This is a genomic window from Methylobacterium sp. WL120 (assembly GCF_008039465.1).
In the GTDB taxonomy this organism is placed as follows: Bacteria; Pseudomonadota; Alphaproteobacteria; order Rhizobiales; family Beijerinckiaceae; genus Methylobacterium; species Methylobacterium cerastii.
In genome coordinates this window covers 1-12361 of sequence record NZ_VRUT01000057.1, presented here as the reverse complement: position 1 = coordinate 12361, position 12361 = coordinate 1, and the positions used below count along the sequence as shown (strand labels likewise).

Below are 12361 nucleotides of genomic sequence, written 5' to 3'. Positions count from 1 at the left end.
CCCGTCCCGTCGCTGGTCACGCCGCCGCCGGCATTGTCACGGCCGGGGTCGCCCCGTCTGCGTCGAGCTCGCGGCCGGCGGTCTCGGGGAGCAGGAGGGCCGCCAGGATCACGAGGCAATAGGCGCTGGCCGCCACGACCCCGATGGCGATGCCCAGCGTCAGCGATCCGGACAGATGCGCGACCAGCGCCGGGCAGGCCGCCCCGGTGGCCCGGCCGAAATTGTAGCAGAACCCCTGGGCCGACCCCCGGACCCGGCTCGGGAACAGCTCGCTGAGGTAGGCGCCCATGCCGGAGAAGACGCCGGACAGGAAGAAGCCGAGCGGAAAGCCCAGGAACAGCATCGCCGTGTCGGTGATCGGCGCCAGGGTGTAGCCGAGCACGAGCAGGCCGGCGCAGAACCCGAACAGGATGAAGCCCTTGCGGCGGCCGATCCGGTCGGAGAGGTAGGCGCTCGTCAGGTAGCCGAGGAAGGAGCCGAAGATCAGCATCAGCAGGTAGCCACTGGTGTTGAGCACCGAGAGGTTGCGCTCGGTCTTGAGATAGGTCGGCAGCCAGGTCGTGACGGCATAGTAGCCGCCCTGCATCCCGGTGGCGAGGAGGCTCGCGAGCGCCGTCCGGCCGATCAGGTCTCGGGAGAAGATCTGCAGGAAGTTGCCCCGGTCGCCGACCGCGTGCATGGCCGAGCGGGTCTGCCGGTAGACCTCCGGATCCTCGATGTTGCGGCGGATCCAGAAGATCAGCACCGAGGGCACCGCCCCGATCCAGAACAGGATGCGCCAGCCGGACGCCGGCTCGACCAGGGCGAAGACCGCCCAGAAGGCGATGGCCGCGACGGCCCAGCCCACCGCCCAGCTCGACTGGACGAGGCCGACCGCCTTGCCGCGGTAGCGCGCCTGGATCGTCTCGGCGATCAGCACCGAGCCCACCGACCATTCGCCGCCGAAGCCGAAGCCCTGCATGGCGCGGGTGAACAGCAACTGCTCGTAGGAATGCGTGAACCCGGACAGCACCGTGAACATGGTGAACCACAGCACGGTCCCCTGCAGCACGACGACCCGCCCGTACCGGTCGGCGAGGATGCCCGCGGCCCAGCCGCCCACCGCCGAGGTGACGAGCGCGGCGGTGGCGATGTTGCCGGCCTGGACCGTCGTCAGCCCCCACACGATCACCAGCGTCGGTATGAGGAAGGTGTAGATCATGTAGTCGAAGGCATCGATGCCGTATCCGGCGAAGGCGGCGGCCAGGACGCGTCTTTCCGGCGGGCTCGTGTCTTTCAACCACATGGCATTGCTCACGTTCTCGGGTGGGATCGGGTCATGTCTTCATGGTGCGTGTCGGCGCGCCGGCTCGCCGAAGCATGCGGCGGCTTCCGCGAAGCCGGGTTTGGCCTCAGCGGTACGGTAGGTCCCGGTTCAAAAGGTCGGTGATCAGCATCAGGCCGGGGGCGTGGGTGATGCACAGCGGCAGGCGCGCGGCCATCGCCACCGCCTGGGGCGTCACCCCGCAGGCCCAGAAGACCGGGATCTCGTCGGGCGCGATGTCGATCGCGTCGCCGAAATCCGGCTTGGCGATGTCGGCGATGCCGATCAGGCTCGGGTCGCCGAGGTGGACGGGGGCGCCGTGCACGGCGGGCACCCGCGCCGTCACCTGCACCGCCTTGATCGCGTCGGCCGCCCGCATCGGCCGCATCGAGACCACGAGCGGTCCGTGGAACGGGCCGGCGGGCTGGGTCGGGATCGACGTCTTGTACATCGCGACGTTGCGCCCTTGCGCGACGTGGCGAAGGGGGATGCCGGCTTCGATCAGCGCCGACTCGAACGAGAACGAGCACCCGAGGACGAAGGTCACGAAGTCGTCGCGCCACAGGGGCGTCAGGTCGCCCACCTCGGCGACCTTCTCGCCGTCCTCGTAGACGACGTAGCCCGGCACGTCGGTGGCGAGGTCCAGGTCGGCGCCGAGCGTGGGGAGGTCGCGGGCGCCGGGCCGGGAGACGCCGAGCACCGGGCAGGGCTTCGGGTTCTGCTGGCAGAAGGTCTGGAAGTCCTGCGCCAGCGCCTGCGGCAGGATCATCAGGTTGCCCTGGACGTGGGCCGGAGCGAGGCCGGACGTGTGCCTGCGCCATTCCCCGCTTCGGATGGCGCGCCGGGCCGCGCGCGCATCCGCATAGGCGGCGGGGGAAGGGTGGAAATGCAGGGTCACCGCACGCCTCCTGGTCTCGACGCCCCGGGGGCGCGGGCCTCGACCCGATCGGGCCTGTGCCGTCTCGATAGGCAGGTTCGCACCGCGCTTCTTTCCGCGCCAATCGTCATTGCGAATGAGGCGCGATAACCTCGCCTTATCGGCCAGCGGCCCGATCCGCTTGTCGGCCCGCGGCCCAATCCGCGGCGACCTCCTGCGCGATGCGCGCGGCGTCGGCGACGAAGTGCGCGTCGGGGCGCTTGGCGAAGGTGGCGGTGAAGTTCAGGTCCGAAAGGAATTGCTCGGCGGGCAGGATCCGCAGCGCCCCGGCCGCCAGCTCGTCCCGGACGACGGCCGGCGGAATCACGCAGATCCCCAGCCGCTCGATCCCCATCTTCACGATCGTCGCCAGCGACGCGCTGGTGTGGATCTGGCTGGGCAGCAGGTTCGCCCGAAGCACGAGGTCGCGCAGCTCGACGTAGGGGCCGGTGTTCCGGGGGTAGGTGATCAGGGGATGGCGGATCAGCGCCCCGAGGCTCAGGGCCCCATCCTCCGGCACCAGCCCCGGTGCGGCGATCCAGGCGACCGGGATGCTGAAGAGCGGCCGGTTGGCGAGGCTCGGCAGGGTGATCGGCCCGACGAGGAAGGCGAGGTCGATCTCGTTGGCGGCGAGCGCCGCCTGCATGTTCGGCGAGATGTCGACGGCGATGTCGACGCTGATCCCCGGCAGGGCCGCCCGCATCCGCTCGATGAACCGCGACAGCCAGAGGTGGACGATCGTTTCGGAGACGCCGAGCCGCAGCGTCCCCATCGTGCGGCCGGTTTCCGCCAGGGCCGCCCCCATCTCCGCCTGGAGCGACAGGAACCGCTCGGCGAACCCGAACAGCACCCGCCCGCGCTCCGTCAGCGCGACGTCGCGGCTGCGGCGCTCGAACAGCGTGCCGTATTCGTGCTCCAGCGCGGCGATGCGCTGCGACACGGCGGGCTGGGTCGTGTTCACCTGCTCGCTCGCCCGGCGGAAGCTGGACAGCGTCGCGACCCAGTAGAAGACCTCGAGGCTCCGGAAATCGGCCATCTCGCAACAATCCGGTGCTGGTCCCGGCGCTCGTGCGCAGGCGAGGAACCAAGCATATCGCGCGCCGCCGGGGCGGGCGAGCCAAGATGTCTCTCGTGACGACATGGAAACGCCGACGACGCAGGCACCGGCGGTGTGCCGATGCCTGCGTCGTCCTGTCGTCGGGATCTACCGAGGGCGGATCAGCCGTCGTTCTTGGTGAGCGAGATCGCCACGAAGCGGGTCACGCCCTTGCTGCTCTTCACCCGCATCAGCACCGCCTTGCGTCCGCTCGCCTCGGCTGTGCGGATCTGCTCGGCGACGTCGGAGGGGCGCGTCACGCTCTTGCCCGCGACGTCGAGGATGACGTCGCCCTGCTCGATGCCCTTGGCGGCCGCCGGGCCGTCCGGGTCGACCTGCACCACCGCGACGCCGCTGTCGGACAGGCCGACTTCGGAGGCCGGCGCCAGGCCGAGGCCGAGCCGCGGCTGGCCGCCGGACATCCCGGTATCCGACGAGGCCACCTTCGACCCGTCGGTCGGGAGCGCGCCGAGCGTGATCGTCGCGTTGTCCGACTTGCCGCCGCGAAGGTAGGCGATCTCCACCTTCGCACCGGGCTTCAGGCCGGCGATCTTGCGGGACAGCTCCTTCGCGTCGTTGATCGGGTTGCCGTTGACCGACTCGATCACGTCGCCGGACTTGAGGCCGGCCTTGGCCGCAGGGGTCCCGTCCTCGGCGTGGTCGATCAGGGCGCCCTTCGGCTTGGCCATGCCGAGACCCTCGGCGATGTCCTGCGTCACCGGCTGGACCTGCACGCCGAGGTAGCCGCGGGCGACCTTGCCGTCGGTCTTGAGCTGGTCGACCACCGCCTGCACGGTCTCGGACGGGATGGCGAAGGCGAGGCCGACGCTGCCGCCCGACGGCGAGGCGATGGCGGTGTTCACGCCCACGACCTCGCCGTTGACGTTGAAGGTCGGGCCGCCGGAATTGCCCTTGTTGATCGGCGCGTCGATCTGCAGGAAGTCGTCGTAGGGGCCGGCGCCGATGTCACGGCCGCGGGCCGAGACGATGCCCGCGGTCACCGTGCCGCCGAGGCCGAACGGGTTGCCGATCGCCACCACCCAGTCGCCGACCCGCGGGGCCGCCTTGCCGAACTGGACGTAGGGGTAGCTGCCGGAATCCTTGATCTTCAGGAGCGCGATGTCGGTCTTGGAATCCTTGCCGATCACCTTGGCGTCGAGCGTCCGGCCGTCGTCGAGGGTCACCTGCACGGTCTTAGCGTGGTCGACGACGTGATTGTTGGTGACGACGTACCCGTCGGCCGAGATGATGAAGCCGGAGCCGACCGCCCCGCGCGGGCCCTGGCGCTGCGGCTGCATGCCGGGCGGGCCGCCGTTCTGGCCGTTCTGGCCGAAGCGCTTGAAGAATTCGCGCAGCTGCGGCGGGACGTTCTGCAGGTTCTGGCCCTGCTGGTTGCCCGGGCCTTCCTCGTCGTCGCTGGAGGCGGCGTCGTCGAGCTTCACCTTCACCGAGACGACGCCCGGCTTCACCTTGTCGACGATGTTGGCGAACGAGCCCGGCGGGTGCTCCGGCGCGGCGATCGGTGTCTGCGGCAGCGCCTGGGCGAAGGCGGGGGTGGCGGCGGGCAGGTAGCCGCTGCCGACGGCGCCGCCGGCGATGAGGGCGGCGGTCGCGACCGAGGCCAGGGCCCGGCGGCTGTATCGGGCGGAGGTGCGGGTCTGGGGAACGGACATGCGATAGGTCTCCAGGAGAAATCGTCTGCGCCGCCGGCGTCAGCGGGCGATGCGTTCGTTCTAGAGACCAGCGCCTCACCCGCCCGTGACCGGCGCATTACCGTTTCGACAGGTTCGCCGGTCCGCCCTCGGCGGCCGCCGGCATCATGGAACCGCCGTCACCCCGGAGCGCCATTCGAGGTCGAGGATGAGCCCGCCCGGCAGCGTCGCGATCACCGGCGCCACCGGCAGGCCTGCGGCGTTGACGAGCCCGGCGGTCCAGTGGTTGCACACGTTCGTCCAGGAGAAGCGGCCTGCGCCCCTGTAGAACAGGCTCGGCCCGTAGAGGCCGGGACCGACGTCGACCGGATGGCCGTCGACGCGGGCGAAGCTCGCCTCGAGCCGCGCGACGAGCCGCTCAAGGCCGGCGGCCGAGACCGGCACCGCCAGGATGTCGGCGCGGGGAAAGCTCGTGCGCGGGTCCGCATCGAGGCCGACCACCTGGATCACCCCGTCGCTGCCGCCGGGCGTGAACAGCGCATCGAGCGCCAGCCGCCAATCGAACTCCGCGAGCGTGGGCGTCGCGGCGTAGAACCGGGCCTCGCCCCAGCCGAATTCGAGGGTGGGATAGGCGCGGAACCGCACGGCGATGTCGCGCAAGGCCGGGCCGGCGCCGGGCCCGGTCAGCGCCGAGAGCGGCAGGGCCACCCCGCTGTGCCAGCCGTGGCTGACCACGTGGATCGTCCGGGGCGCTGGGTCCGGTGGTGGATAGAGCGCCGGGTCGCCTGGCCTCGCCGTGAGGATTGCGGCGAGGACGAACAATCCGACGAGCGATCCGACGGCGCCGGCGAGCCCCTTCGCCAGCCGGCGCAGGATCAAGCGGCTTGGTCGCTCAACCGCGCCAGCGCCTCCTGGAGCTTGGCCAGCCGCTCGGCCTCGGCCTCGCGCCGCTCGCGGCTCTCCTCGATGACCTCTTCGGGGGCGCGCGCCACGAAGTCGGCGTTGCCGAGCTTGCCGTCGAGCTTCCGGATCTCGCCCTCGGCCTTGGCGGCCTCCTTCTTCAGGCGCGCCACCTCGGCGCCGAGGTCGACGATCCCTTCCAGCGGCAGTGCCGCCACGCTGCCGCGCACGAGGAGCTGCACCGCGTTCCGCGGGGCGGCGTCGGCGAAGCCGATCTCGGACAGGCGGGCGAGCCGCACCAGCGTGTCGTGCCAGGCGCCGACGCGCACGCGCACGCCTGCGTCGGCGCCGACGATCACCAGCGGGACCTGGGCGCCCGCGGGCACCCCGGTCTCGGAGCGGGCCGAGCGCACCTCGGAGACGAGGTCGACGACGAAGCCGATCTCGGCCTCGGCCTCGGCATCCGCCAGCCCCGACAGGTCGGGCCAGGACTGGAGCGTGAGCAGGCCGCGGTTGGCGATCGCCTCGCCCTTGATCGCCCACAGCTCCTCGGTGAGGAACGGCATGAACGGATGCAGGAGCTTGGCGATCTGGTCGATGATGAAGGCGATGGTGGCTTGCGTCTCCGCCTTCAGCCCGGCCTCGACGCCCTCGCCCTGCAGCACGGGCTTGGCGAGTTCGATCGTCCAGTCGCAGAAAATGTTCCAGACGAAACGGTAGGCCCCGGCCGCCGCGTCGTTGAAGCGGTAGGCCTCCAGGGCTGCCGTGACCTCGGCGACCGCGCGCGCCGCCTCGCCGAGCGCCCAGCGGTTCAGCGGCTCCCGCACCGCCTTCGGGTCGAAGGCGGGATCGAGGGCGCAGCCGTTCATCTCGGCGAAGCGCGCGGCGTTCCAGAGCTTGGTCGCGAAGTTGCGGTAGCCCTCGACGCGGGCCGGGCTGAGCTTGATGTCCCGCCCCTGCGCGGCGAGCGCCGTCAGGGTGAAGCGCAAGGCGTCGGCGCCGTACTGCTCGATTAGCCCGAGCGGGTCGACGACGTTGCCCTTCGACTTCGACATCTTGGCACCGGAGGCGTCGCGCACCAGCGTGTGCAGGTAGACCGTGTCGAACGGCACGTCGTCGGTGACGTGCAGGCCGAACATCATCATCCGCGCGACCCAGAAGAACAGGATGTCCTTGCCGGTGACGAGCGTGTTGGTCGGGTAGTAGCGCGCGAGTTCCGCGGTCTTCTCCGGCCAGCCGAGCGTCGAGAACGGCCACAGGGCGGAGGAGAACCAGGTGTCGAGGACGTCCTCGTCCCGCCAGATTTCGTAAGGACCGCTTTCATCGCGGAAATCGTAGTTGCGAGGATCGGTGCGTTTGAAGGCGGGTGGTTCGGCAACAACAACGACATTCGGCGTACCGTAGTAGGCTTTTGCCAGCTCGATCGCGTCCGCTTCCGATGTGGCGCAGAAATCCGTTAGTGCGAACGGTAGGGTTCGCGCTCCACTTGTACCCGCCTCATCCTTCTTCCTGCCGTACCAGACCGGGATCTGGTGCCCCCACCAGAGCTGGCGCGAGATGCACCACGGCTCGATGTTCTCGAGCCACTGGAAGAACGTCTTCTCCGAATTCTCCGGCACGAAGCGGGTGCGCCCGTCGCGCACCGCCTGCAGCGCGCGCTCGGCCAGCGGCTTCACGTTCACGTACCACTGGTCGGTGAGGTAGGGCTCGATCACCACGCCCGAGCGGTCGCCGTGCGGGACGGCATGGGTGTTGGCCTCGATCTCCCGAAGGCGCCCTGCCGCTTCCATCAGCGCGACCACGGCCTTGCGGGCCGCGAAGCGGTCGAGGCCGTGGAGGGCCAGCGCCTCCGCATCCGGGTTCGCGTCGGCCAGGAAGTCGGCGTTGCCGTCGAGCGCGATCCGCGCCTCGCTGTCCAGGATGTTGATCGGGCGGCAGCCGTGGCGGCGGCCGACCTCGAAGTCGTTGAAGTCGTGCGCGGGCGTGATCTTGACCGCGCCGGTGCCCTTCTCCGGGTCCGAGTAGTCGTCGGCGACGATCGGGATCAGGCGGCCGACCAGCGGCAGGCGCACGTAGCTGCCGACGAGCGCGGTGTAGCGCTCGTCCTCCGGGTGGACCGCCACCGCCGTGTCGCCGAGCATCGTCTCGGGGCGCGTCGTCGCGACGGTGATGATCGCCCCGGTCTCGGCGCCGGCCTCGTCCACCACCGGATAGTCGAAGTGCCAGAGGTGGCCCTTCACCTCGACCTGCTGGACCTCGAGGTCCGAGATCGCGGTCTGGAACTTCGGGTCCCAGTTCACGAGGCGCTTGTCGCGGTAGATCAGCCCCTGGGCATGCAGGTCGACGAAGACCTTCGTGACCGCGCGGACCATCTGCTCGTCCGGCGCCCCGCGCTCGCCCATGGTGAAGCGCTCGCGCGACCAGTCGCAGGAGGCGCCGAGCCGCTTGAGCTGCGAGACGATGGCGCCGCCCGATTCCGCCTTCCAGGCCCAGACCTTGTCGAGGAAGGCCGCGCGGCCGATCTCGCGGCGGCCGGGCTCCTGCGCCTCCGCCATCCGGCGCTCGACCACCATCTGCGTGGCGATGCCGGCATGGTCCATGCCCGGCTGCCACAGCACGTCGCGGCCGCGCATCCGCTCGAAGCGGGCGAGGATGTCCTGCAGGGTGTTGTTGAGCGCGTGGCCGATATGCAGCGAGCCCGTCACGTTCGGCGGCGGGATGACGATGCAGTAGGGCTCGGCGCCGGCCCGGTCCGGGCGCCCGGCGCGGAAGGCGTCGGCGTCCGTCCACGCGGCGCGCGCGCGCGCCTCGGCGCCGGCCGGGTCGAAGGTCTTGTCCATCATGGGCGGGTGATCGCGGGTCCGTCTCGGAATTTCGAGCCCGCTTTCAACCCGTCACGGGCCTCCCGTCAACACGGCCCGTAACGGAGGTACCGTCAGCGGCCGCGGGCGACCCGCTCGATCTCGACGCGCACCAGCCGCTCGACCATCACCGGCAGGTTGTCGTCGAGCCACGCCTTGAGCATCGGCTTCAGCATGTCCTGGACGAGATCCTCCAGGCTGCGCGCGTTCTGGCTCGACACGGTGTTGGCGAGCAGGTTGAAGGCCTGGTTCACGCTGGCGCCGGCCGCCGAGGAGATCAGCGGCGCGGTCTCCGCCTCAGGTTCGGGGTCATATGCCGGCTCCGGGCGGCGTGCGGGCTGGGGCGCGGCCGCACGCAGCGCGGGGGGCGGCTCGGGCTCGGGTTCCACCTCCAGCGCGTCGAAGTCGATCGCGTCGAAGTCCAAGGCCTCGAGTTCGAGCGGAGCGGGCTTCGCGGCCGGGCGCGGCGGTGGTGCCGGCTCGTCCATGTCGGCGAGGTCGAGCACGTCGTCGTTCTCGTGCGTGGGCGGCCGGACGGCGGCCGGCTCCGGCGGCTTCACGGCCTGGTCGTCGGCGATGATCCGGCGGATCGAGGCCAGGATCTCCTCCATGGAAGGCTCGTGCGCCTTCTCCGTCGCCTTGTCCTGGATCTTGGGGCTCGCTGCACTCATCCGGACGGCGCTCGAAAACGTGAGAGGAACGGAAAACACCTATCCGATGGAGTATTCCACGCTGCGCTCGCACGACAAGCGCAGCGGAAGCACAGTCCTCGGGAAATCACGTCTCGGTCGCCGCATTCCGGTCGGCCGGGCCTGCCGGGCTCCCCGCAGGGGAACCCGCGCGATTCGCGTCGCCTCAGCGGCCGTCCGGCGAGCGCACGCCGTACCACAGGTCCTTGACCTGGTCGTAGTGGACCTTGGCGCTGTAGGCGGCCACCGGCACCGCGGTGTAGCGTACCGTCAGGCGGCCGATCGCCTGGACCACGCCGTACGAGTAGATCACCCGGTCGCGCTGGGCGGTGATGAGGTTCACCCGGGCGTTGAGCAGTTCCTGCTGCGCGTTCAACACGTCGAGGGTCGTGCGCTGCCCGACGCGGGCCTCCTCGCGCACGCCGTTGAGGGCGACCTCGTTGGCCTGAACCTGGGCCTGGGCCGCGATCACCTGAGCCTTGGCCGCCTCCAGGCGGCCCCAGAAGTCCACAACCTGGGCGCGGACCTGGTCGCGGACGAGGTCGGCCTGGATGCGGGTCTGGCCGACGACCTCCTTCTGCTGGCGGATCTGCGCGTATTCCTGTCCGCCCTGGTAGAGCGGGATCGTCACGCGGCCGACGATCGACGCGGACACGAAGTTGTCGCCGGGGAAAGTCTGGTCGTAGCGCTGCTGGACGCTGCCCTGCAGGCCGACCGTCGGGTAGAGGGCGCCTTCGAGGACCTTGACCTGCGCCTCGGCCGCGTCGACCGCATGCAGCGCCGACAGGATCTGCGGGTGCTCCTGCAGGCCGATGGCGATCGCCGCATCGAGGCTGGCCGGGACGTAGCGGTCGAGGGGGCGGCCGGGGGCGAGCTGACGCGGCTCGACGCCGATGTTCTGGCGATAGGTGCCGATGCTGGTGCGCAGGTTCGATTCCGCGACGCTGACCTGCGAGCGGGCGCCGGCGAGGCGGGCCTCGGCCTGGGCGACGTCGGTGCGGGTGACCTCGCCGACGTTGAAGCGGTCGCGGGTCTGGCGGAGCTGCTCCTCGAGCACCTCGACGTTGTTGCGGTTCAGCTCCAGGGTCGCGGTGTTGCTGAGCACGTTCATGTAGGAGGTGACGCCGCTGTACAGCACCGTCATCTCGGTGGAGCGCAGGCTCTCGCGCTGGCTGTAGACGTTCGACTCGGCGCGGCGGGTGTTGTTGTCCGTCTGGAACCCGTTGAACAGGGTCTGGTTGACCGTGAGCCCGGCGCCTCCCGGCGTCGTCGTCACGGCGAGCTGCTGGCGGGAGACGCGGCCTTCGAGGTAACTCTGGCCGATGTCGGCGCTAATGGCCGCGGTCGGCCGGTAGCCGGACTTCGCGATCGCGACATTCTCATCGGTCGCTCGCACGTTCGCGCGGCTGGCATTGAGCTGCGGGTTGCCGCCATAGGCCTTCGCGAGCGCCGATTCGAGCGTCTCGGACGCCGCCGGACCAGCCGCCAGCCCGGCTGCGACGGCGAAGCCGGCCAGCCGAAGCGCGGGGCGCGTCGCAGGTTTGCGTTGTGTCACGTCGATCAGCCCTTGCGGTTTCTCGAAGACCATCTCGTCCGTCTTGCGACGGATGCCGCGCTTGCACGCCGGCCCGGTCACGCCCGCCCTGGGGCGAACCTTAGCCTATTCGTTAAGACCTGGCCCAGGCCAACGGGCGGCCCGCCCCCAAATCGTTCCGACGTGGCGCATAAAAGCGACACCCCCGGCGCGCGACCGGGGTGCACCGACGCGCCGCTCAGAACGCGAAGCCGGCCTCTTCGCGGAACGCCGCGAGGCCCGGCAGGGCGGCGTCGAACAGCGGGCGGGCGCCGAAGGCGTCGCCGGCGCGGACGAACAGGGTCGCCTTCGCCGACTTGTCGCGTCCGAGCACGCAGACGAGGCGGCCCTCGTCCTTGAGCTGGTCGAGGAGCGCCTGCGGGCGGACCTCGACGCGGCCGTTGATCAGGATCGCGTCGTAGGGGCCGGCCTTGGGCTGGCCCTCGGTGAGCGGTCCTTCCGCCACCTCGACCTGCGTCCCGGCGAGCCGTGCCCGCGCCGCCTCGGCCAGGGCGGGATCGGCTTCGAGGGCCGTGACCCGGCCGCCGAGGCGCGCCATCAGGGCGGCGGCGTAGCCGTATCCGGTGCCGACATCGAGCACGCGCGTGCCGTTGCCGACGCGCAGCGCCTGGATCATCCGGGCGAGCAGCATCGAGGCCGGCATGTAGCGGACGTCGCCCTCGCTGCCGCCGAGCTTCAGATTCTGGTCGATGTAGGCGAAGGGCTCCGCCCCCGGCGGCACGAAATCCTCGCGCGGCACCGCATCGAACGCGTCGAGCACCGTGATGTCGTTCACGTCGAAGGTCCGGAGCTGGCAGTCGACCATCAGGCGTCGGGCCTGCGCGTAATCGAGCATGGAGACGGGTTCCTCGACGCGGTTCGATCGTTCCGGTTTCGCCGAGCGCCGGCTCGACGCCGCGCTCACGCTTCCGGATCAGCCGGTTTCTCGGGGATCGGATGCCAAAAGGCAAGGTTGCGCCGGGCCGGCCTGCCGCGCGCGGGTGCGTTCGTCAGGGCATCCGCGCCGGCGGGTGACGGGGCGGGGCTGCTGTTTCCCGGTCGCGGCGCCGGCCCTCGCTTTGGCGGCGCATGTTGTGAATAACGTATGCGATTGCGAACGGGAGCCGGCGCGGCGCGCCTTCATCCCGCCGAGCCTGCATCCTGCCGAGCCTGCATCCTGCCGAACCTGCATCCGCCGAACCTGCATCCTGCCCAGCCTGGGAGACGCCGTGTGACACCCGTCCTGAGCCGAAGCCTCGCCGCCCTGGCGATGACCTGCCTCGCCCTGCAGGGCGCCGCGGCGCAGCAGCCGGCGAGCCCCGCCCCCGCCGCGCCCCCCGTCGACAAGGGCTCGGCGCTCTTCGGCCGGCC

General features: G+C 70.6%; 9 protein-coding genes. All 9 read right to left on the bottom strand.

Annotation, left to right across the window (positions count from 1 at the left end; all coding sequences use genetic code 11):
- Nucleotides 1-16: 16 nt before the first annotated feature.
- The gene (locus FV229_RS12600) at nucleotides 17-1285 is read right to left on the bottom strand and encodes an MFS transporter (RefSeq protein WP_147752313.1); all 1269 of its coding nucleotides are present in this window, start codon (nucleotides 1283-1285) and stop codon (nucleotides 17-19) included.
- A 106-nt stretch (nucleotides 1286-1391) separates the two neighbouring features.
- Nucleotides 1392-2201 (bottom strand): putative hydro-lyase, encoded by an 810-nt coding sequence (locus FV229_RS12595; RefSeq protein ID WP_147752312.1) that lies wholly within the window; start codon nucleotides 2199-2201, stop codon nucleotides 1392-1394.
- A gap of 136 nt (nucleotides 2202-2337) precedes the next feature.
- Complete coding sequence (locus FV229_RS12590; RefSeq protein WP_147752311.1) at nucleotides 2338-3255, bottom strand: LysR family transcriptional regulator; 918 nt, start codon at nucleotides 3253-3255, stop codon at nucleotides 2338-2340.
- A gap of 182 nt (nucleotides 3256-3437) precedes the next feature.
- Nucleotides 3438-4988, bottom strand: a complete 1551-nt coding sequence (locus FV229_RS12585) for a trypsin-like peptidase domain-containing protein (RefSeq protein WP_147752310.1) — start codon at nucleotides 4986-4988, stop codon at nucleotides 3438-3440.
- Nucleotides 4989-5132: 144 nt separating this feature from the next.
- Nucleotides 5133-5846: a DUF2459 domain-containing protein gene (locus FV229_RS12580; RefSeq protein WP_147752309.1), complete on the bottom strand. Its 714-nt coding sequence runs from the start codon at nucleotides 5844-5846 to the stop codon at nucleotides 5133-5135.
- Complete coding sequence (locus tag FV229_RS12575) at nucleotides 5843-8710, bottom strand: valine--tRNA ligase (RefSeq protein ID WP_147752308.1); 2868 nt, start codon at nucleotides 8708-8710, stop codon at nucleotides 5843-5845. Before FV229_RS12575 ends, FV229_RS12580 begins: the two co-directional genes overlap by 4 nt.
- A 92-nt stretch (nucleotides 8711-8802) precedes the next feature.
- Complete coding sequence (locus FV229_RS12570; protein WP_187275134.1) at nucleotides 8803-9399, bottom strand: DUF2497 domain-containing protein; 597 nt, start codon at nucleotides 9397-9399, stop codon at nucleotides 8803-8805.
- A 184-nt stretch (nucleotides 9400-9583) separates the two neighbouring features.
- Entirely contained in the window at nucleotides 9584-11005 is a 1422-nt protein-coding gene (locus tag FV229_RS12565) for a TolC family outer membrane protein (RefSeq protein ID WP_147752307.1), read from the bottom strand.
- A gap of 184 nt (nucleotides 11006-11189) precedes the next feature.
- A complete protein-coding gene (locus FV229_RS12560; protein WP_147752306.1) occupies nucleotides 11190-11846 on the bottom strand; it encodes a protein-L-isoaspartate O-methyltransferase in 657 nt (218 codons plus the stop codon).
- Between the last annotated feature and the right edge of the window lie 515 nt (nucleotides 11847-12361).